We start from the raw sequence: 21,775 nt of genomic DNA on the forward strand, positions 1-21,775 counted from the left end.
TTTTGCAAAAGTCAATGTAGAACTCAAGGTGAAATAATTACTAATCCTTTTTATGTTTCTCCTCTTAATTAATAAAGTAGTCTTTACTAAATTTTAAATTCTATTTTCATTAAACTGTTGCATTAAATTAATCCTCGAATTTAAAAAAACATTATAGCGATAAAGCTGATTATTATCATAAAGTAGGTTTTATTTTACAATATATACAATTGTAATAAAAATCAAAAGCAGTAATTCATTCAAAAGTGAATAAAGAATCTCTAAACCCAAAAAATGATGAAAGCCATTTATTTTAAAATTAATTCTAGATTTTATATTTATATCACAAAACACTTTATACAGATAAAAACTACCAAAATACTTTAACACTATTAAAATGTTATTATATTTACCGCTTACAATATTTTATTTATTTGTTTATGGAGACATTTCTGTTTTTACTAATATTTGTTTTTCTGATCTATATACTCAACACTCTTAATAAGCGATTTGACCAAATTGAGAATAATATTTCATCTCTTAATAAAAAATTAGATCAGCAAAAAACGATAGAGAAACCAGCAGAAACTATTTCTGTTGCTCCAATTCCTGTTATAAAGAAAGAAGAAATCAATATAACTCCTGAGGAAATAAAACCTCCTACTCTTGAAATAGCCAAGGAAGAAATCGTCGAAGAAAAGATTCCAGAAAAAGAGTTGGAAAAAATTGCTCTTTCATACAATTCCGAAAATACACCTAAGCCAGTAGAGCCTAAAGAAGCTCCTAAACCTTATGTTCCGCTTCCGCCAAAGAAATCTTTCTGGGAGAACTTTAAAGAACAAAATCCTGATTTAGAAAAATTCATTGGTGAAAACTTAATCAACAAAATCGGAATTCTGATTCTTGTTTTAGGAATTAGCTATTTTGTAAAATATGCCATTGATAAAGATTGGATAAATGAACCTGCTCGAGTAGGAATTGGAATCCTTGCTGGCGCATTGGTAATGGGAGTTGCTCATAAATTGCGTAAAAACTACGCCGCTTTTAGTTCGGTTATCGTAGCTGGTGCAATTGCAATATTCTATTTTACGATTGGAATCGCTTTTCATAGCTATCATTTATTTAGCCAGAGCGTTGCATTTGGTATAATGGTCGTAATTACAACTTTTAGTGCACTTATATCCTTATCTTATAATAGGATTGAACTTGCCGTGCTCTCCTTAATAGGTGGATTTGCCGTTCCTTTTATGGTAAGTACTGGCGAAGGAAATTATGTTGTATTATTTACTTATATCATTATCCTGAATATCGGAATTTTAGCTTTGGCTTATCATAAAAAGTGGAATCTGGTAAATATTCTTGCCTATGTATTCACCATTATATTATACGGTGGCTGGTTGGTTAATGACTTAACTAGCGAGAAACCTCATTATCTAGGTGCATTCGCATTTGGGTTTGCTTTCTATTCTATTTTTATTTTAATGAATATCATTAACAACATAAGAACAAAAGGAGAATTCTCTACCCCACAATTAGTCATTTTAGCCAGTAACACTTTCTTATTCTATGCTGCAGGAATGGCAATCCTAACAGATTATCATCCTGAATTAAGAGGATTATTTACAACCATAATTGCATTACTTAATTTAGTTTACGCTTGGTTTTTATACAAAAAATTCGGACTGGATAAAAAAGCTGTTTATTTACTCATCGGCTTAACATTAACCTTTGTTACACTAGCAATCCCAATTCAGTTTAAAGGCAACTACATTACTTTATTCTGGGCAGCTGAGGCAGTTTTATTATTATGGCTTTCGCAAAAATCAAAAATTGTCAGTTATCGATTTGGTTCAGTAATTGTTCATGCCTTAATGATAATAAGTTTGATAATGGATTGGGCTAAGTTCTACGAATACACAGCCGTTTTAAACATAATTATCAATCCTATATTCATTACAGGATTGGTTGCAATAGCATCTTTATTTACAGTTTCTTATCTATTAAAACCTGAAACCAACAATACCGAAATGCTTGGCTTTAGTTTTAATCCAGAAAAATATGGAAAATTCATTTTTGGATTAGGACTTGTCATCAGTTATTTTGTTGGATTACTCGAAGTGATTTATCAATCTAATTATTATTTCGAAAACACATATTCTGCTGCTGCATTTACTGTAGTATATCATTTATTATTCTTTGCAATTGTAGCTGGTTATTTAACTCGAAAGAAAACAGATTCTGGTTATCAAGGTGCAACGTTAATTGCGCTTATCAATATTATCTTGTTTACTTTTTGGTTCTCAAATTACGCCTTTGGAGAACACGAAGAAATCATAAGTTCAGGAACTGGAAGTCCTTATGCATTTTACCTGCATTACATTTCTTTATTAATAATTATCTATTTCGGTTATCTATTATATCAAATCAATTCTAAGAAACTTGTTTTCTCAATATTGAGTAATAAAATTTATATCTGGGCAGCTGCATTTATTTTAATCTACATTGCAAGCACTGAGCTAATGCTTCATGGATTAATATTTATGAATTCTCCAATAACAACAGACCAAATTCAGGCAAGCAACTTGTATGCAACTTACAAAACTGATTTAGGATATATAAGAGAGATGCTGACCGAAGAAGCAATAGATTTGGCCAGAACCAAAATAATCAAAACTGGTTTTCCTATCCTTTGGGGAATTTTAGCTTTTGTTTTCCTTATCGTAGGAATAAAAAAACAAACCAAAACCATTCGTATTATTGCTTTGGCATTATTAGGATTAACAATCGTAAAATTATTTTTATACGATATTAGCAACATTTCCGAAACAGGAAAAATTATATCGTTTATACTATTAGGTATCTTAATTTTGATAATCTCATTTGTCTATCAAAAAATTAAAGTACTAGTAATAGATGAAAACAAACCCAATGAAACTGATGAAACCAAATAAATTTTTATTTCTATTATTCTTCGTAAACTTTTCGTTTGCACAATATAATACTACTGCAAAAATAAAAGCAGTAACATCAACTGGATTGAACAAGATCGTTTTGCCACCAGCAATTCGTTCCGCGTCTAAAGAAGATTTAAGTGATTTCAGGATATTTGATTCAAAAGGAATTGAAGTTCCTTACTTTGTTGTGCGAAATGAAAAAGAGACACTTTCAAATTCTTTTGAAGAATATAGCATTGTGTCCAAAACTGTTGTTCCAAACAAGAGCAGTTCTATTATTATTGCCAATCCATCAACGCAAAGCATCAATCAGATTTCGCTTTTTATTGCCAACTCCGATGTGGTAAAAGCATATAGCATTTCAGGAAGTAACGACCAAAAAGAATGGTTTGGTTTATCTAATGCACAAAAACTATACGACCTAAATAGCACTGATAAAACAAATGTTATCAAGACTATATCATTTCCTCTATCTTCTTATCAATTTTTGAAAATAGATTTTGATGATAAAAAAACATTACCAATAAATATACTAAAGGCAGGAAATTACAACCATCAGGTAAAAACCAATTCGCTACAAGAAATAGTTCCAAAGAGTAGTTCGGTAACTCAACTTACATCTGAGAAGAAAACAAAAATTCATATAGTTTTTGATGCACCACAGATTATAGATCAAATTGCATTCGATATTTCGAAACCAGCATTCTACAAACGAGATGCAACTATTTATAAAAATGCTACTCGAAAAGTAAAACGCAAAACAGAAACGTATGAAGAAAACATTACCTATTTCGAATTAAATTCGGATACAAAAAACACGTTCAATGTTCCACAAATATTCGAGAAAGAAATTTATATCTCTATCGACAATCAGGATAATCCTGCATTAAATATTGCTGAAATAAAATTTTACCAAATCCCCGTTTCAATAGTTGCCAGTTTAAATGCAAATGAAAACTATACTATCAAAACAGGAAACAATAATTTGAACGAACCTCAATATGACCTTTCCAATTTCAAGAATAGCATTTCGGCTAATTTACCAGAGGCTTCTATTTCCGAAATAAAACAAATTGCTTCTACAGATACTACAATTCAAAACAAATCTTTTTGGCAACAATCATGGTTTATGTGGATGTGTATAATAATTGGCGGAATTGCAATTTTATATTTTACTGCGAGTTTAGTAAAAGACATGAAAAAAGAGTAATTAATTAATCCGAATCTTTATTTAAACAACATTATTTAGTTTGTACCCGAAATACTAATTTTCAGACTATTAGCCAACAATCAATTGATATTCAATAGTCTCGAAGAAAGTTATTATTTTAAATCGCACATAAATAGAAAAAGCTAAGCCTGATACAAACAAATTGAAATCGTCTTTAGAAATAATACCTATTTTAAAAACAGCAGGCTGTCAAACGACGATTAATCAAGCTTTAACAAATGTTAACAAAATAGATTTTCAAAAACCATAAATAATCGTATTTTTACGGTTCAAAATTCAGAAAATAAATGGGCAAAATCATTGCGATTGCTAATCAAAAAGGAGGCGTTGGAAAGACTACAACATCTGTAAATCTTGCGGCCTCATTAGGTGTTTTAGAAAAAAAAGTATTACTAATAGATGCTGACCCTCAAGCAAATGCTACTTCAGGACTTGGTATTGATGTAGAAGTTGTTGAAATTGGTACCTATCAAATACTAGAACACAGTCATACGCCAAAAGAAGCTATTATTCAATGTACAGCTCCAAACGTAGATGTGATTCCGGCTCACATTGACCTTGTTGCTATCGAAATCGAATTGGTCGATAAAGAAAACAGAGAATACATGCTAAAAAAAGCATTAGAAAGTGTTAAAGATGAGTACGATTATATCATTATCGATTGTGCGCCTTCATTAGGACTTTTAACTTTGAATGCTTTAACAGCGGCCGACTCTGTAGTTATTCCTATTCAATGCGAATATTTTGCACTTGAAGGTTTAGGAAAATTACTAAACACGATTAAAAGCATCCAAAAAATTCATAACCCAGACTTGGATATTGAAGGATTGTTACTAACCATGTACGATTCTAGATTACGTTTATCAAATCAAGTTGTTGAAGAAGTTCAAAAACACTTTAACGATATGGTTTTTGATACCGTTATCCAACGAAATGTAAAATTAAGTGAAGCTCCTAGTTTTGGCGAAAGCATTATAAACTATGACGCTACAAGTAAAGGAGCTGTTAATTACATAAACTTGGCTCAAGAAATTATAAAGAAAAACAGTAAATAGTTTTTATGACAAAAGCGATTAAAAAACAAGCCTTAGGAAGAGGATTATCTGCATTATTAAAAGATCCGGAAAATGATATAAAATCCGTTGACGATAAAAATGCTGATAAGGTTGTAGGAAGTATTATAGAGCTTGAAATTAGTGCTATCGAAATAAATCCGTTTCAACCCCGAAGCAATTTTAACGAAGAATCATTACGTGAACTAGCCACTTCTATCAAGGAGCTTGGTGTGATTCAACCTATAACTGTTCGAAAATTAGACTTCAATAAATACCAATTAATTTCTGGAGAGCGTCGTTTACGTGCTTCAACATTAATCGGCTTAACACATGTTCCTGCATACATCAGAATTGCAAATGATAACGAATCATTGGTTATGGCATTGGTTGAAAATATTCAACGTCATGATTTAGATCCGATAGAGATTGCACTTTCTTACCAACGTTTGATTGATGAAATCCAGTTAACTCAAGAACAAATGAGTGACCGTGTTGGTAAAAAACGTTCTACAATTGCAAACTACTTACGTCTTTTAAAACTAGATCCAATTATCCAAACTGGTATCCGTGATGGTTTTATAAGTATGGGACATGGTCGTGCAATTATAAACGTTGACGATTTAGATGTTCAAACCGATATTTACCAAAAAATTGTTAGCCGTAATTTATCTGTACGTGAAACAGAAGCTTTGGTAAAAAACTACCACGAAAGTTTAAAACCTAAACCTGCTGGAAAACCAAAAGCCTCTTCATTTGACATCGAAGAAGATCAAAAAAGCACATTTACAAATTATTTTGGCGCAAAAGTTGACATAAAAGTAGCTGGAAACGGAAAAGGAAAAATTACAATTCCGTTCCATTCTGAAGAAGACTTTGCCAGAATTATCAAATTAATAAACGGGTAGTGAATAAAATAGTTCCCATAGGTCTATTCTTTTTTCTATTAGGAAGTACTGCTGTTTTTGCTCAGTCAAAAAAAGGAGATGCTGCCTTGGTAGCAAAAGACACCCTAAAATCGACTGAGATAGACCCACTTACTCCTGCAAAAGCAGCTTTTTACTCTGCTATTTTACCAGGATTAGGACAGGCATACAATAAAAAATATTGGAAAATCCCTCTAGTTTACGGAGCCATAGGTACAAGTTTGTATTTCTATATTGATAATAATAAAAAATACCATCAATATAGAGATGCATACAAACGTAGACTTGAAGGCTACAACAATGACGAACTTCAATATCTGGACGATAGCAGACTTATTGCAGGTCAAAAATTTTATCAACGTAATCGAGATTTATCTGCCCTAGTAACCTTGGGCTTTTATGTTTTAAATATAATAGATGCAAATGTTGATGCTGCATTGATTCAGTTTAACGTAAATGAAAGATTATCTTTACGTCCAGAAATATACCCCGACGATGTAACATTAAGACCCAACGTTGGACTAACATTTAATTACCACTTTTAAATTGCAGTGATAAACTGCAATTTTTGAATTTAAAATAAACATACAAATGAAAATTGCGCTTTTAGGATACGGAAAAATGGGGCAAGTAATCGAAAGAATTGCTTTAGAAAGAGGTCATGAAATTGTCTTAAAAAAAGACGAATTCAATACTTATGAAGGACTTGAGACTGCTAATGTAGCCATCGATTTTAGCGTTCCATCTGCTGCAGTTGCAAACATTTCTAATGCTTTTAACGCTAATGTTCCTGTAGTTTCTGGAACAACAGGCTGGTTAGAACATTATGACGAAATGGTTGCTCTTTGCAATGAAAAAAAGGGAGGTTTTATCTCTAGCTCAAATTTTAGTTTGGGTGTAAATATCTTCTTTGAGCTTAACGAACACTTAGCTAGAATAATGGCTAAATTTGATAGTTACAAAGTTGACATGGAAGAGATTCACCATACTCAAAAACTAGATGCTCCAAGTGGTACAGCTATTTCATTGGCCAAAGGCGTAATCGAAAATAGCGCTTACAAAAACTGGACTCTTGACGAAGCCAAACCTACAGAAATTCATATCGAAGCCAAAAGAATTGGAGATGTTCCAGGTACACATACTGTAACGTACAATTCTGGAATTGATAGTATCGAAATAAAACATACAGCACATAATCGTGAAGGTTTTGCTCTTGGAGCTGTAATAGCTGCTGAGTGGCTTGCAGGAAAGCAAGGTATCTTTACAATGAAAGATGTTCTGGAATTTTAAATAAAAAACAATTTAAAAATATAAAAATTCGTTTACCGAAAGACTATATTTTAAACTTTAAAACAAATTAGTATGACACTATATTTATGGTTTGTATTCTTTTTAGCAGTGCAAGTTATTCACTTTATAGGAACTTGGAAATTATATGAAGCTGCAGGAAGAAAAAGTTGGGAAGCAGCAATTCCTGTATATAATGCTATTGTACTAATGAAAATTATTGGTCGACCAACTTGGTGGACAATATTGCTTTTTATTCCAATCATTAACTTGATTATGTTTCCAGTAATCTGGATTGAAACTTTAAGAACTTTCGGAAAAAAATCTACATTAGATACTATTCTTGGTCTTGTAACTTTAGGTTTTTACATCTATTACGTTAATTACACTCAAAAATTAGTTTACAATGCTAATAGAAGTCTAACTCCAGAAAGCAAAACTGCCGATACTGTTAGCTCCCTTCTTTTTGCTATAATTGTAGCTACTTTGGTTCATACTTACATCGTTCAGCCATACACAATTCCTACTTCATCATTAGAAAAATCATTACTTATTGGTGACTTTTTATTTGTAAGTAAAGTTAACTATGGTCCTAGAGTTCCTATGACAACTATTGCCTTGCCAATGGTACATGACTCTATCCCGATGACTAAACAAAAATCATATCTAAAATGGCCTCAATTACCTTATTTTAGACTTCCTGCTTATGAACAAATAAAACGAACAGATATTGTCGTTTTTAACTGGCCAATGGATACCGTATATAAGTTTTTTGACACTTCTAAAAGAAGAGCCGACAAGCCAATTGATAAAAAATCAAATTACGTAAAAAGATGTGTTGGTGTTCCAGGTGATAGTTTAGCGATAAAAGACGGAATCGTTTACATTAACAACAAAGTTTTAGTTTTACCAGAAAGAGCTAAACCTCAATACTCTTATGCAGTAGCTTTAGACGGGAAAACTCCTATTGATTTTGAAGTATTACTAAGAGAATTAGACATTACAGACGGTGCTGGATTTAAAGATGATGTAAAAAAAGACACTTTATATTTTAGAGCTCTAACAGAAGCTAGTGCTGCAAGATTAAGAAATGTTCCTGGAATAACTAATGTAAGAAGAGAAATTGCAAAAGGATCAGACCCAGGTATTTTCCCACAGTTAGACAAATGGAATGCCGATAATTTTGGTCCAATTTATATTCCTAAAAAAGGAAAAACAGTTGCATTAACAACCGAATCTTTACCATTTTACAAAGCAATTATAAAAGAATACGAAGGGAATGATTTACAAGTAAATGGTTCAGAAATTCGTATTAACGGTAAAGTCGCTACAACATATACTTTCAAGCAAGATTATTATTGGATGATGGGAGACAACCGTCACAACTCCGAAGATAGTCGTTATTGGGGATACGTTCCAGAAAATCATATTGTTGGAAAACCAGTGTTCATCTGGATGAGCTGGGATACAAATGGTAAAGGAATGAGCAAAGTTCGTTGGGACAGAGTTTTCACTACTGTAAATGGTGAAGGTCAGCCACAATCGTACTTTAAATATTTCTTATTTGCTCTTGCAGCGTTTTTTATCGGTGAATATTTCTGGAAAAAAAGAAAAGAGAAAAAGAATATCTAATCACAAATTCTTAGTTTAATAATCTTAACTTAAAAAAACTGATATGTCATTTTATTCATGGTTTGTATTCTTCTTAGTAATTCAAGTAGTTCATTTTATAGGAACATGGAAATTATATGAGGCAGCTGGAAGAAAAAAATGGGAAGCTGCAATCCCTATTTACAATGCCATTGTATTAATGAAAATTATCAGTCGACCAACTTGGTGGACATTATTACTTTTTATTCCGATTATCAACTTGATTATGTTTCCAATAGTTTGGGTTGAAACCCTACGCACTTTTGGAAAAAAATCTACATTAGATACCGTTCTCGGACTTGTTACTTTTGGATTCTACATCTATTATGTAAACTATACTCAAAAATTAGAGTACAATGCAAACAGAAGTTTAAGACCCGAAAACAAAACCGCAGATACACTTAGCTCGCTTCTTTTTGCAATAATTGTTGCAACTATAGTTCATACCTATTTTATCCAGCCATTTACAATACCAAGTTCATCACTAGAAAAAACATTACTAGTTGGTGATTTTCTATTTGTAAGCAAGGTAAATTATGGCGCAAGAATACCAATGACAACAGTAGCCTTGCCTATGGTACATGACACTATTCCTGGGCTAAAAAAGAAATCCTACTTATTTAATGATGATGTAAATCAAAAAAAGACTTCACTTTTAAACAAGCTACAATTACCTTATTTAAGATTACCTGGTTTTGAAGAAATAAAACGCAATGATATTGTTGTTTTTAATCAGCCTGCTGATACGCTTTTGGACATGAATAATTTTTCGCCAGATAGAAATTATTACAAACCAATTGACAAAAAAACCAACTTAGTTAAAAGATGTGTTGGAGTTCCTGGAGATTCTCTAGAGATAAGAAACGGACTCGTATTTATTAACAGAAAAGAAATGAAGCAAACGGAAAGAGTAAGACTTCAGTTTTCTTATAACATTAAATTTAAGGTTAAGTTCTCTTCTTATGAAGAAGTTTCAAATCTTTTAAGACAATATGATATAACCGATGATTTAGGTTACGATCCTAAAACGGAAACTTATTACGTACAAGCCACTCCAGAAGCAGTAAGCAAAGCCAAGAGCAATCCTTATGTAGAGAGTCTTGAACTAAGAAAAGCAAACAAAGGAGATAGAGACCCTAAAATATTCCCTCATAACAAAGATTACAACTGGAACAATGATTTTTTTGGTCCAATTTATATTCCTCAAAAAGGAAAGACAATCAACATTAACCTAAAAGTTCTTCCTATTTACAAACGTCTAATATCAGAATACGAACGTAATGATTTAGAAGTAAAAGGAAATCAAATTTTAATTAACGGTAAAGTTGCTAGTACTTACACATTTAAACAAGATTACTACTGGATGATGGGTGATAATAGAGACAACTCTATCGATGCCAGATATTGGGGATTTGTACCTTTTGATCACGTTATCGGAAAACCTGTATTTATATGGATGAGCTGGGATACTCACGGCAAAGGACTAAATAAAGTTCGCTGGGACAGAGTTTTCTCAACTGTAGATGGAGAAGGGCAACCACAATCATACTTTAAACATTTCTTATTTCTCTTGGCAGCCTACTTTATTGGCGAATATTTCTGGAGAAAAAGAAAAGAGAAAAAAGCATAACACGTTTATTCGTTGAACTGTTTAATCGTTTACTTGTGCTTTCAACAAGTAAACGATTAAACAATCAAACAAAAATAGCACATGAATTCATTATTACTCCCAACCTACTTTCCTTCAATTAGCCATTGTGCTGTAATGGCACAATCTGAAAGTATTACGTTTGAGATAGAAGATAATTTCCAGAAACAAACCAACAGGAACCGTACGTATATTTATAGCCCAAATGGACTACAATTATTAAACATCCCTGTTAAGCACTCTAAAAATGCACATCAGAAAACCAAAGAGATTCAGGTAGAAAACGAATTTGACTGGCAAAAACAACATTTTAAATCGCTGGAAGCTGCGTATAGAAGTTCTCCTTTTTTCGAGTTTTTTGAAGATGATATACGTCCATTTTTCGATAAGAAACATCAATTCTTAATGGATTTGAATTTTGAAGCTTTAGATATCGTTTCTAAATGCCTACGAATGAAATTAGAGTACACTAAGACCTCAGAATACTTTCATGAGGTTGATGCTAGTATTTCGGATTTTAGAGTCTTAGCAAACGGGAAAAAAGATACTAATGCATTCGAAACCTACACGCAAGTCTTTGATGACAAACATGGCTTTATAAATAACCTAAGTGTATTGGATTTGCTTTTTAATGAAGGGAAATATGCTATGGACTATTTAAAGAATCAAAAGCTGCTATAATTCATTTATTATTCCATCGAAAGAGTAGCCAAAATAGGGAAATGGTCTGAGTTTTCAAAATCTGAAAAGCTTTCAAATTTCTTTACTTTCATCTTACTATCAGCAAAAATATAATCGATTCTTGCAGGATAGTAGCGGAACTTATAAGTAGCTCCAAATCCTACTCCAGCTTCTTCAAAACTATCTTTTAGTTTTCCTTTTATATTACGATATACGTATGAAAAAGGGCTATTATTCATATCCCCACAGATTATAAGTGGATATGTGCATTCTTTTTTATTTTCTCTAAATATCTCAGCTTGTTCTTGCTGCTGCTTAAATGCTTTACTAATTCTGGAAAGAATAAGTTGCGACTTTTCCTGATTCATCACATCGATATTATCAGAAATCTCATTTACATCAGGCGAAATCTTAATTGACTGCAAGTGCATATTATAAACTCTAATAATATCTTTACCACGCTTTATATCAGCATAAATTACATTATTATTAGAATTAGGAAAAACAATATTACCCTGATACAATATAGGAAACTTCGAAAAAATTGCCTGACCTGTTTTAATCTTATTTCCTTCCATAAATATATACCGATGCGGATAAACCTTTAAATCGATATTAGCAGAATTTGAGAACTCCTGAATACATAAAATATCCGGATTTTTTTCGTTTATAAACGTTTCTATATCAAGCGGAACATCTTCCCTATCTATCCATTTAAATACATTAAACAAACGTACATTATAACTCATTACAGTAAAATCCTTACTACTCTCAACATATTCTTTAGTCGAAAATTTATAGAATTTATTTATAAAAGTAATCCCCATCAAGAGCACTAATCCTGATAAAATCATTCGTTTTTTAAACTGAATTGCCCAATAGAAAAAGAACAATCCATTGAACACAAAAAACAACGGCATAAACAAAGTAAACACCGACAAAAGAGGGAAAATTTTGGGTGCTAAAAATGGCAAAACATAAGCGCTAAATGTCAATACAGTGAGCACTATATTCAGAAAAAACATTATCTTATTAAACCATGAAAGGTTTTTCATTTTCTTTTAATTAATGATTTTACTTTCCCGCTTTAAACAAAAATTCTTTTTCTTCTTTTGTCAAACAATCGTAACCCGACTGACTAATTTTATCTAAGATTTCATCAATTTGTTGTTGCGTTTTGTCTTTGGTAACAATTTTAGAAGTTGTAGTTCTTTGCGTTGGTTTATTGTTGTAATTTTTATGCACTTTCTTAAAAGGCGTAGATGGTGATTTCTTAAATAAATTAGTAAAGAAATCCAAAACACGAGTAACAATCTTACTCAAATCTACTCCACTTTGCAATAGTTTTATAAACAGAAATCCGAAAACAGCACCTGCAAGATGAGAGATATGCCCTCCCATATTACCAGATTTAAACTGCATAAGATCCAAAACCAAAATAACAAGGGTAATATGCCATAACTTAACACTACCGATAAGCAACAAACGAACTGGCATTAATGGCTGATATGTAGTCGTAGCAACCAAAATCGCCATAATTGCAGCCGAAGCTCCAACTACTGAAGCACTAAGATTTAAAAAATAAAAGCTAAGCGCAAATGCTACTCCAGCAAAAATTGCACTTAATATATATAAACCCAAATACTGCTTTTCGGTAAAAAAAGTCAAGAATAAAGAACTTGCAAAATTTAAAACCAACATATTAAATAACAAATGCAGAAATCCATCATGAAAAAAAGCATAGGTTAAAAATGTCCACGGTTTAAACAAGAAATCAGATGGTTCTGATGATAATGCTAACCAACTTGGTAAAGCAAATTGTCCTGTTGAAAATTGATAAAAAAACACCAATGAAATTAAAAAACAAGCAATATTCCAATAGATTACTCGCTGAGCAATTCCGCCCATTTTATATTGCAACTTTAAATCGTCTAAAATATTCATATGTGTTTTTTGTGTTTAAAATTTAGATAATAAAGCTAAAAAATTAATTCCAACGATTATTATTAAACTGCGTCTTTTTCCAATACCACATCATTAAATATCCTACGAGCGCTCCACCAACGTGAGCAAAATGAGCAATTCCTGTACCACCACCACCAAACAATGAATTTCCTTGGAAACCTAAAAACAAATCGACAGCAATAATTCCTGGTACAAAATACTTAGCTTTTATAGGCACCGGAATAAACATAAGAGCCAACTCAGCATTAGGAAACATGAAAGCAAAAGCTACCAAAAGTCCGTAAATTGCTCCAGAAGCTCCAACCATAGGGGTCTGATTAATTATAGATGCATCAAACAAACTTTTAAAACTGACCTCGTTTAATAGATTAATTTTTCCAGCTTCAGCTAAAATTGGCTTAATACCATCCATAAACAAATCTCCTCGGTAACTTGTTCCATCAGTAAAATTAACATTCATTATATGGTGCAATGAAGCATCTGATAAACCTAAACTAGACGCTCCTTCTAAAGCACTCTGTATTTCATAATAATTAAAACCTAATTGTAGTAAAGCAGCACCTAATCCGCATGAAATATAAAAGAATATAAACTTTTTACCTCCCCAAAAATGTTCTAATGCCGAACCAAAAGAAACTAATGCAAACATATTAAATGCAATATGCATAAATCCTCCATGCATAAACATATGCGTGATAGGCTGCCAAAGTTTAAAATGGTAGTTCTCTGGAAAGTATAATGAAAAGTATTCATAAGAAACCGGCACTAATTGTGAGCCAAGGAAAAAGATAATATTAATTATCAATAATTGTTTTACAACAGGAGTCATGTTCATCATAATGCAAATTTTTTATCTATATCTTCCACACGCATGGTGATGAAAGTTGGTTTTTGAAATGGAGAAATATTTGGGTCTTTACAAGCAAAGAGTCCATTTACCAAATTATCTTGTTCTTTTTCTGTTAAGTATGTTCCTGTTTTTACAGCCATACTCTTTGCCATCGATTTGGCAATCGTATCATTTTGCGAAAAGCTGCTTTCTGGAATTCCATCCTGCAAATCACTTAACAATTGTTCTATAACCAGCGAAACTTCACTTTCGGTACTGTTTATAGGTATTCCCGAAATAACAATATGTTCTTCGGTTGTAGATTCAAAAACAAAACCAGTATTTACAAGCGATAATTGCAATTCTCTTATAATTTCCATATCCGTAGAGGAATAAAACAAATTTAAAGGAAATAACAATTGCTGGCTTGAAGCCTGATTAACCGTCATATTATGTAAAAATTGCTCGTATAAAATACGCTGGTGAGCTCGTTGCTGATCAACAATCACCATTCCGGATTTTATAGGCGAAACAATATATTTTTTATGTATTTGATATGTTTTATGAACAGTTTGTTCAACCTCATCATCATTAAATAAAGACGAAGTTACTTCTTCATTCTCAAAAGACATCATCCCTACTTCTTCCGTATCCTGCTTTAAACCTACATACAAACTTTCCCAACTAGCTGTTGCCTCAGGTTTTTTGTAACTAGAATAAGAGTTAGAACCTGATGAACTGGCGCCAGAACTATAACTAGATCCTGAACTATAACTAGACCCAGAATTTGTATTTGCATAATGTTTATTTGGTGTATCATTAGCAAATGGATTAAAGTTACTATTAACCTGAATCGTTGGAGTTTCTCCTTCTAAATCTTTATAATGGTAAGGTGTATCTAAATTAGCATCACGATCAAAATCTAAAACAGGCGCCACATTAAATTGTCCTAAACTATGTTTTATAGACGCTCTTAAAATTGCATATAAAGCCTGTTCATCATCAAACTTAATTTCTGTTTTTGTCGGATGAATATTGATATCGATTGTATTTGGCGGCACAGATAAATACAAGAAATAACTTGGTTGCGCACCATCTTTTAAAATTCCATCATAAGCAGCCATAACAGCATGATGCAAATAGCTACTTTTAATAAAACGATCATTAACAAAGAAAAACTGTTCTCCTCTACTCTTTTTAGCAAACTCAGGTTTACTAACAAATCCTTTTATAGCAACGATTTCGGTCTCTTCATTTACCGGAACCAACTTTTCATTTGTTTTACCAGCAAAAATTCCAACGATACGTTGTCTAAAACTAGAAGGAGGTAAATTATACATCTCACTTCCGTTATGATAAAAAGTAAAATGAATATTGGCATGCGCCAAAGCTACACGCTGAAACTCATCCATAACATGGCGAAATTCAACTATATCCGACTTTAAAAAGTTTCTACGGGCAGGAATATTAAAAAATAAGTTTTTAACCGCAAATGAAGTCCCTTTAGGCAAAACGGCTACTTCTTGCGAAACAAATTTACTTCCTTCAATAATAATGTGTGTTCCTAACTCTTCCTGATCCTGTTTAGTCTTCATTTCCATATGAGCAATCGCAGCGATAGAAGCTAGTGCTTCTCCACGAAATCCTTTAGTATGCAATGAAAACAAATCTTCGGCCTGACGAATTTTAGAAGTCGCATGACGCTCAAAACACAAACGCGAATCGGTAACACTCATTCCAGAACCATTATCGATTACTTGTACCAATGACTTTCCTGCATCTTTGATGATTAATTTAATATCCGTTGCTTTAGCATCAACTGCATTTTCTAAAAGCTCTTTCACCACCGAAGCAGGTCTTTGAACGACTTCTCCAGCAGCAATTTGATTGGCAACGTGATCAGGAAGTAATTGTATAATACTCGACATTAAGAAAAAATAGATTAAAGGTTAAGGTTTAAAGTTTCAAAACCAAGAAGCACAAATTTAATGAATTTTAGCTGGTTTTTTTGACTTGAGGACTCATAAAAAAAACAAAAAACCTATACTATTTTTACACAGTATAGGTTTAAGTATTCTTACAAATGTGTTTTTATTTTTCTAGTTCCAATGGTTTGTCTTCTATTTGAAGCGCACCAGCTGATAACAACTGTTGATTTTGAAACTGATTTAAAGAAGCTTGCTGACGGATGTATGCCATTTTTATTGCAGCAATAGCAGCCTCGGTACCTTTGTTACCGTGAATACCACCACTTCTGTCAATAGATTGTTGCATATTATTATCTGTTAACACACAAAAAATAACTGGAATATCAGTTTGAACATTCAAATCTTTAATTCCTTGAGTTACACCTTCGCATACAAAATCAAAATGCTTTGTTTGTCCCTGGATTACGCATCCAATTACAATTACAGCATCAACATTTTGAGTTTGTAACATTTTTTTTGCTCCATATATCAACTCAAAACTCCCAGGAACATTCCATCGGATAATTTGTTGTGCAGGAACTTGATTTTCAATAAGTGTTTCAAAAGCGCCATTATAAAGCCCTTCAGTTATAGTGTCATTCCACTCAGAAACAACAATCCCAAATCGAAAATCTTTCGCATTTGGGACTGTGTTTTTATCGTAATCGGATAAATTTTTATTTTCGGTAGCCATCTTTATATTTAAGATTTTAAAATTTGAGATTGTAAGTTACGAATCTAAAATTAAAAAAAGGAAATCTAACTATTAATTATTGTGCTAAACCTATCAAAACATCAACAGAAGCTGCTTCTGGAGTTGCCTCGAAGTTCTCTTTAACATTTGTAAAATACTTAAGAGCATCTGCTTTTTGACCTAAAGCCAAAGCAGTTTTACCAGCTTTTAGTAAGAAACGTGGCGTAGTAAAATCATTTTTATTTAATTCAGCAGCTTTTACATAATAGTCTAAAGCTTCTTTTTGTTGATTTTTTTGAGAATAAGCATCACCAATTGCTCCTTTAGCTAAAGCTCCTAAAATTAAATCTTTAGAGCTAAATTTACCTAAGTAAGAAATTGCCTCGTCATATTTACCAATGTTTAAGTATGCAACACCAGCATAATAGTTTGCTAAATTTCCAGCATCTGTTCCTGAATACTCATCAGCGATTTTTACAAATCCAAATTTACCTTCAGAACCATTTAATGATAGTTTATACAAAGAATCACTAGCTACACCATTAGTTGCTTTTTCAAAGTTTTGTTGAGCAACAAACATTTCATTAGCAGCTTCATCTTGTTTAGGAGCAGTAATAAATTTTTGGTAAGCCAAATAACCTACAGTTCCCAGAGCAATTGCAGCAACTAATCCAATAATGATTTTCTGGTTTCTAGCAACCCAATCCTCTGTCTTAGAAGCAGTTTCATCTAATTTAGAAAAAACTCCAGCAGTAGTACTGTTTTTTCCATCAAGAATTACTTGTTGTTCTTCATTGACAACTTCATCTTTAACTTCCTTTTCTTTAGGTGCTTTATATCCTCTTTTATTGTAAGTAGCCATTTAAAATTAATTTAGTGAACGGCAAAAATAAAATTTTTATTGAAACTTACATGAAAAAAATCAATTTTATATTTATTTTTAAAAAAAATCCTTCAAAAATGGACTTTTATACGCCGTAAAATCAAAAAAAAAACACACTCAACGTCCCAAAAAACGGTTTATATCGATATTTTTCAATAATTTGCACACGCTTAAAAATTGTCATCTAAAAACAATAAAAAGCTTTATTTCAGCAACTTACAAATGTATCTAAAAAAGATTTCTTTATTCAACTATAAAAACTTTTCCGAAGCCAATTTCGAATTTGACAAAAAAATAAATTGTTTTGTTGGAAAAAACGGTATTGGAAAAACCAATGTACTCGATGCTATTTATCATTTAGCCTACGGAAAAAGCTATTTTAATCCTTTGGCAGTGCAAAACATCAAGCACGGAGAAGAGTTTTTTGTAATAGATGCCGAGATAGAAAAAAATGAACGAAACGAACAAATAGTTTGTAGTTTAAAAAAAGGACAGAAAAAAATCCTAAAAAGAAACGGCAAAGCCTACGATAAATTCTCAGACCATATTGGTTTTATTCCTTTAGTAATAATTTCTCCTGCCGACAGGGACTTAATTGTAGAAGGAAGTGAAACTCGTCGTAAATTTATGGACACCGTGATTTCGCAACTAGACTCCCATTATCTGCAACAACTTATTCAATACCAAAAAGTAATTAGCCAGCGTAACGCCCTACTTAAATATTTTGCATTGAATCATGTTTTTGATAACGACACCTTATCTATATATAATGAACAATTGGATAGCTACGGAAAAACCATTTTCGATAAAAGAAAACAATTCATCGAAGCTTTTATTCCAATTTTCAATACACATCATCAGGCGATAACTGGCTCCGAAGAAACTGTTCAGTTAGTCTACGAAAGTCATTTGTTCGAAAAAGACCTATTAACTCTTTTACGAGAAAACATTAATAAAGACCGCGCCTTGCATTATACAAGCGTCGGAATACATAAGGATGATTTGTCATTTGAAATCGACCATCATCCTATTAAAAAATTCGGATCACAAGGACAGCAAAAATCTTTCTTGATCGCACTAAAACTGGCTCAATTTGAATTCTTAAAAAAACAAAGCGGTGTAAAACCCCTGCTCCTTTTTGATGATATCTTTGATAAATTAGACGAAAGTCGGGTTGCCAAAATTATCGAAATGGTAAATAAAGATACTTTCGGGCAACTTTTTATTTCAGACACGCATCCTGAACGAACTGAAACTATCGTAAAATCGACACATCAGACTTATAAAATATTTAATTTATGATTTTGTGCTGTTTCCAAAATTAAAAAAACCCTTAAATTAGCCTACACATTTAAATTCAAGATTATGAAATTCCCACAAACATTCCTTATTATAATTACATTCGTACTAGCATCTTGCAACGGACAATCTAGCAAAAATGTATCAGTTATTGAGCCAGCCGCTTTCGCAGAAAAAATAAAAGCCACTGAAAACCCACAGATTTTAGACGTAAGAACTCCTGATGAATTTGCATCTGAACATATTGATAATGCAGTAAACGTAAACTGGAATGGCGATGATTTTGCTACAAAAGCGGCAACCTACGACAAATCTAAACCTGTTTTTGTTTATTGTTTAAGCGGTGGAAGAAGCAAAAAAGCATCTCAAAAATTACAAGAATTAGGTTTTACAACTATATATGAGCTTGATGGCGGAATCATGAAATGGAACGCCGAAGGACATTCTAAACCAAGTACCAAAGCTACAGGAATGACAAGCGACGAATATGCTGCTTTATTAAATACTGATAAAAAAGTCCTGATTGATTTTTATGCTGAATGGTGTGGTCCTTGCAAACAAATGACTCCGTACCTTACGAAGATGCAAAAAGAATTAGCCGATAAAGTGGTTATTATTCGTATCGACGTTGACCAAAATAAAACCTTGGTAAAAGACATGAAAATCGACCAACTTCCTACTCTATTATTATATGAGAACAAAGAAGTAAAATGGAAAAATACAGGATTTATCAGTGAAGCCGATTTAAAAAAACAACTATAATAAAACTAAAAATATGCTTACCAAAGAAAGTTTACAATTTTTAGATGATTTAAAAACCAACAATAATAGAGATTGGTTTTTGGAAAATAAAAAACGTTATGAAATCTTCAAAAAAGATTATCACCAACTAGTTGCCGATTTCCTGGACGCCATGAAACCTATGGATCCTTCATTAGAGTTATTGGAAGTTAAGAATTGTACATTCCGAATTAATCGTGATATCCGTTTCTCTAAAGATAAATCTCCTTATAAAGCACATCTTGGCGTTTGGCTTTCTACTGGTGTAAAAGGACAAAACCGTGCTGGATATTATGTACACATCGAGAAAGGCGCTAGTTTTATAGCTGGAGGTTTTTATTCGCCAGAAGCCGAAGATTTAAAAAAGGTACGTAAAGAAATTGCATTCTTCCATGATGATTTAGAAGCTATCATTGCCGATAAAAATTTCAAGAAAGAATTCGGAAGTCTTGACGTAACCGAAACTAATTCGCTTAAAAACCCACCACGCGGATACGAGAAAGACCATCCTGCAATTGAGTTTTTAAAATTAAAAAGTTTTACTGCTACGCAAAAATACGATATCAAAGAAGTTACTCAGAAAGATTTTGTTGCTAAAATGAGTCAGAAACTTATTACGTTAAAACCATTAAATGAATTCATTAATCGTGCTTTAACGACTGACGAATTTTAAAAAATCAGATATTTTTTGCCACAGATTAAAAGCCTCCCTTTTCTGTGGCAAAAAAAACAAAAGACAAATCACTGAATGAAAAAAAGAAAAATACTTTTTCTTGGCGAATCCTACCGAGCCGATGCTATTACATGGATTAAAGGCTTACAGGAATTTGGTGATTTTGACATTTGCACTTGGGAACTCAAAACTCCAAACAACACTAAACTTAATCGTTTCAAACGAATAGCCGAATATCTCTTTGCTCCTTTCACGATAAAAAAAATCATTCGATTAGAAAAACCAGATATGGTTATTGCCGAAAGAACGACCAGCTATGGTTTTCTTGCTGCAATATCGGGCGCAAATACAATTGCAATTGCGCAACAAGGCCGAACCGATTTATGGCCTGAAGGCTCTGTATTATTACCCCTTAAAAAAATCATCCAGAAACACGCATTCAAAAAAGCGCATTTAATACATGCTTGGGGACCTGTTATGACAATCTCTATGAAAGATATTGGTGTGGATATGAATAAAGTTTTGGTCATACCAAAAGGAATAGATTTATCACTTTTTGAAGCATCCGAAAACAAATCAAATAGAATTGAGGCAATTGTTACCCGTTCCTTGCAACCCGAATACAGACACGATTGTATCCTGAAAGCTTTTGCAATTTTAGACAAACAAAACATTGATTTCCGTTTGACAATTGTTGGCGACGGAACCAGATTAGAATATCTTAAAAACCTAGCTATAGAATTGGACATTAAAAACAAAGTAATCTTTACTGGAAGAATTCCAAATACCGAACTTCCTAAACTATTACAACAAGCCATTTTTTATATTAGCATGCCAAGTACCGAAGGGGTTTCTGCCTCATTATTTGAAGCTATGGCGTGTAATTGTTACCCTGTTGTATCTGATATTCCTGGAAATCAAAGCTGGATAAACCATCGTGAAAACGGACAATTAATCCCGATTGATGATTATACAAATCTTGCCGAAGAACTAATCTGGTCATATAAAAATCCTGATTCACGAAACAAAGCGATTATACAAAACAGGAAGTTTGTAGAAAAAAATGCAAACTATAAAATCAACATGAAACTTATTGCAGATAAATATCATGACTTACTGGATTTGCGTAAAAAGTAACCGCAAAGCACGCAAGGTTTTTATATGGATGGCTCTACAAAAACACAAAGTTCGCAAAGCTGGATCAACACCAAGCTTTGCGAACTTTGTGTTTTCTATATAGTGAGATAAAAATCTTTGCGCACTTTGCGGTAAAAAAT

At 32.5% G+C, this 21,775-nt stretch carries 19 protein-coding genes; 13 read left to right on the plus strand and 6 right to left on the minus strand.

What is annotated here, in order from left to right; translation table 11 throughout:
- Positions 1 to 419 precede the first annotated feature (419 nt).
- From SHI72_RS08575 to SHI72_RS08615, 9 genes are all read left to right on the plus strand, one after another.
- The gene (locus SHI72_RS08575) at positions 420 to 2,930 is read left to right on the plus strand and encodes a DUF2339 domain-containing protein (protein ID WP_323489714.1); all 2,511 of its coding nucleotides are present in this window, start codon (positions 420 to 422) and stop codon (positions 2,928 to 2,930) included.
- Positions 2,893 to 4,143, plus strand: coding sequence for a hypothetical protein (locus SHI72_RS08580; RefSeq protein WP_323489715.1), 1,251 nt, complete (start codon positions 2,893 to 2,895; stop codon positions 4,141 to 4,143). Before SHI72_RS08575 ends, SHI72_RS08580 begins: the two co-directional genes overlap by 38 nt.
- A 308-nt stretch (positions 4,144 to 4,451) precedes the next feature.
- Positions 4,452 to 5,219, plus strand: a complete 768-nt coding sequence (locus tag SHI72_RS08585; protein WP_035627818.1) for a ParA family protein — start codon at positions 4,452 to 4,454, stop codon at positions 5,217 to 5,219.
- Between the two features lie 5 nt (positions 5,220 to 5,224).
- Positions 5,225 to 6,124, plus strand: a complete 900-nt coding sequence (locus tag SHI72_RS08590) for a ParB/RepB/Spo0J family partition protein (RefSeq protein ID WP_039112350.1) — start codon at positions 5,225 to 5,227, stop codon at positions 6,122 to 6,124.
- Positions 6,124 to 6,687, plus strand: coding sequence for a DUF5683 domain-containing protein (locus SHI72_RS08595; RefSeq protein WP_039112351.1), 564 nt, complete (start codon positions 6,124 to 6,126; stop codon positions 6,685 to 6,687). Before SHI72_RS08590 ends, SHI72_RS08595 begins: the two co-directional genes overlap by 1 nt.
- Positions 6,688 to 6,733: 46 nt before the next feature.
- Positions 6,734 to 7,432, plus strand: a complete 699-nt coding sequence (dapB, locus tag SHI72_RS08600; protein WP_323489716.1) for a 4-hydroxy-tetrahydrodipicolinate reductase — start codon at positions 6,734 to 6,736, stop codon at positions 7,430 to 7,432.
- A 72-nt stretch (positions 7,433 to 7,504) separates the two neighbouring features.
- Positions 7,505 to 9,061, plus strand: a complete 1,557-nt coding sequence (lepB, locus tag SHI72_RS08605) for a signal peptidase I (RefSeq protein WP_323489717.1) — start codon at positions 7,505 to 7,507, stop codon at positions 9,059 to 9,061.
- Positions 9,062 to 9,104: 43 nt separating this feature from the next.
- Positions 9,105 to 10,709, plus strand: a complete 1,605-nt coding sequence (gene lepB, locus SHI72_RS08610; protein WP_323489718.1) for a signal peptidase I — start codon at positions 9,105 to 9,107, stop codon at positions 10,707 to 10,709.
- A gap of 81 nt (positions 10,710 to 10,790) precedes the next feature.
- Positions 10,791 to 11,408: a WbqC family protein gene (locus SHI72_RS08615; RefSeq protein WP_039118088.1), complete on the plus strand. Its 618-nt coding sequence runs from the start codon at positions 10,791 to 10,793 to the stop codon at positions 11,406 to 11,408.
- Positions 11,409 to 11,416: 8 nt separating this feature from the next.
- On the opposite strand, the gene SHI72_RS08620 is transcribed toward SHI72_RS08615, so the two are convergent.
- The 6 genes from SHI72_RS08620 to SHI72_RS08645 form a co-directional block, all read right to left on the minus strand.
- Positions 11,417 to 12,463 carry an endonuclease/exonuclease/phosphatase family protein gene (locus SHI72_RS08620; RefSeq protein WP_039112356.1) on the minus strand — a complete coding sequence of 349 codons (1,047 nt, stop codon included), beginning with the start codon at positions 12,461 to 12,463 and terminating at the stop codon, positions 11,417 to 11,419.
- Between the two features lie 19 nt (positions 12,464 to 12,482).
- Positions 12,483 to 13,352, minus strand: coding sequence for a rhomboid family protein (locus tag SHI72_RS08625; protein ID WP_039112357.1), 870 nt, complete (start codon positions 13,350 to 13,352; stop codon positions 12,483 to 12,485).
- Positions 13,353 to 13,395: 43 nt separating this feature from the next.
- On the minus strand, positions 13,396 to 14,211 hold the full coding sequence (locus SHI72_RS08630; protein ID WP_082001785.1) for a rhomboid family intramembrane serine protease: 816 nt from the start codon (positions 14,209 to 14,211) through the stop codon (positions 13,396 to 13,398).
- On the minus strand, positions 14,208 to 16,130 hold the full coding sequence (gene mutL / locus SHI72_RS08635) for a DNA mismatch repair endonuclease MutL (RefSeq protein WP_323489719.1): 1,923 nt from the start codon (positions 16,128 to 16,130) through the stop codon (positions 14,208 to 14,210). Before mutL ends, SHI72_RS08630 begins: the two co-directional genes overlap by 4 nt.
- A 163-nt stretch (positions 16,131 to 16,293) precedes the next feature.
- Positions 16,294 to 16,863, minus strand: coding sequence for a 6,7-dimethyl-8-ribityllumazine synthase (gene ribH, locus SHI72_RS08640; protein WP_039112359.1), 570 nt, complete (start codon positions 16,861 to 16,863; stop codon positions 16,294 to 16,296).
- A 76-nt stretch (positions 16,864 to 16,939) separates the two neighbouring features.
- The gene (locus SHI72_RS08645) at positions 16,940 to 17,725 is read right to left on the minus strand and encodes a tetratricopeptide repeat protein (RefSeq protein WP_039112360.1); all 786 of its coding nucleotides are present in this window, start codon (positions 17,723 to 17,725) and stop codon (positions 16,940 to 16,942) included.
- 243 nt (positions 17,726 to 17,968) lie between these two features.
- On the opposite strand from SHI72_RS08645, the gene recF reads away from it, so the two are divergent.
- The 4 genes from recF to SHI72_RS08665 all read left to right on the plus strand — a co-directional run bounded on the left by recF (position 17,969) and on the right by SHI72_RS08665 (position 21,635).
- Positions 17,969 to 19,048 (plus strand): DNA replication/repair protein RecF, encoded by a 1,080-nt coding sequence (gene recF / locus SHI72_RS08650; RefSeq protein ID WP_035627786.1) that lies wholly within the window; start codon positions 17,969 to 17,971, stop codon positions 19,046 to 19,048.
- Positions 19,049 to 19,111: 63 nt separating this feature from the next.
- Positions 19,112 to 19,807 (plus strand): thioredoxin domain-containing protein, encoded by a 696-nt coding sequence (locus SHI72_RS08655; RefSeq protein ID WP_323489720.1) that lies wholly within the window; start codon positions 19,112 to 19,114, stop codon positions 19,805 to 19,807.
- 13 nt (positions 19,808 to 19,820) lie between these two features.
- Positions 19,821 to 20,498 carry a DUF2461 domain-containing protein gene (locus tag SHI72_RS08660; protein ID WP_323489721.1) on the plus strand — a complete coding sequence of 226 codons (678 nt, stop codon included), beginning with the start codon at positions 19,821 to 19,823 and terminating at the stop codon, positions 20,496 to 20,498.
- 75 nt (positions 20,499 to 20,573) lie between these two features.
- Positions 20,574 to 21,635 (plus strand): glycosyltransferase, encoded by a 1,062-nt coding sequence (locus SHI72_RS08665; RefSeq protein ID WP_323489722.1) that lies wholly within the window; start codon positions 20,574 to 20,576, stop codon positions 21,633 to 21,635.
- The last annotated feature ends 140 nt before the right edge of the window (positions 21,636 to 21,775 follow it).

It is taken from the genome of Flavobacterium sp. PL02 (assembly GCF_035013205.1).
In the GTDB taxonomy this organism is placed as follows: domain Bacteria; phylum Bacteroidota; class Bacteroidia; order Flavobacteriales; family Flavobacteriaceae; genus Flavobacterium.

Coding starts and splice junctions, on each gene's coding strand:
- SHI72_RS08645 (WP_039112360.1), bottom strand. CDS start 17,725: ATGGCTACTTACAATAAAAGAGGATATAAAGCACCTAAAGAAAAGGAA.
- SHI72_RS08585 (WP_035627818.1), top strand. CDS start 4,452: ATGGGCAAAATCATTGCGATTGCTAATCAAAAAGGAGGCGTTGGAAAG.
- lepB (WP_323489717.1), top strand. CDS start 7,505: ATGACACTATATTTATGGTTTGTATTCTTTTTAGCAGTGCAAGTTATT.
- SHI72_RS08660 (WP_323489721.1), top strand. CDS start 19,821: ATGCTTACCAAAGAAAGTTTACAATTTTTAGATGATTTAAAAACCAAC.
- dapB (WP_323489716.1), top strand. CDS start 6,734: ATGAAAATTGCGCTTTTAGGATACGGAAAAATGGGGCAAGTAATCGAA.
- lepB (WP_323489718.1), top strand. CDS start 9,105: ATGTCATTTTATTCATGGTTTGTATTCTTCTTAGTAATTCAAGTAGTT.
- ribH (WP_039112359.1), bottom strand. CDS start 16,863: ATGGCTACCGAAAATAAAAATTTATCCGATTACGATAAAAACACAGTC.
- SHI72_RS08625 (WP_039112357.1), bottom strand. CDS start 13,352: ATGAATATTTTAGACGATTTAAAGTTGCAATATAAAATGGGCGGAATT.
- SHI72_RS08615 (WP_039118088.1), top strand. CDS start 10,791: ATGAATTCATTATTACTCCCAACCTACTTTCCTTCAATTAGCCATTGT.
- SHI72_RS08575 (WP_323489714.1), top strand. CDS start 420: ATGGAGACATTTCTGTTTTTACTAATATTTGTTTTTCTGATCTATATA.
- SHI72_RS08655 (WP_323489720.1), top strand. CDS start 19,112: ATGAAATTCCCACAAACATTCCTTATTATAATTACATTCGTACTAGCA.
- mutL (WP_323489719.1), bottom strand. CDS start 16,130: ATGTCGAGTATTATACAATTACTTCCTGATCACGTTGCCAATCAAATT.
- SHI72_RS08620 (WP_039112356.1), bottom strand. CDS start 12,463: ATGAAAAACCTTTCATGGTTTAATAAGATAATGTTTTTTCTGAATATA.
- recF (WP_035627786.1), top strand. CDS start 17,969: ATGTATCTAAAAAAGATTTCTTTATTCAACTATAAAAACTTTTCCGAA.
- SHI72_RS08590 (WP_039112350.1), top strand. CDS start 5,225: ATGACAAAAGCGATTAAAAAACAAGCCTTAGGAAGAGGATTATCTGCA.
- SHI72_RS08630 (WP_082001785.1), bottom strand. CDS start 14,211: ATGATGAACATGACTCCTGTTGTAAAACAATTATTGATAATTAATATT.
- SHI72_RS08580 (WP_323489715.1), top strand. CDS start 2,893: ATGAAAACAAACCCAATGAAACTGATGAAACCAAATAAATTTTTATTT.
- SHI72_RS08665 (WP_323489722.1), top strand. CDS start 20,574: ATGAAAAAAAGAAAAATACTTTTTCTTGGCGAATCCTACCGAGCCGAT.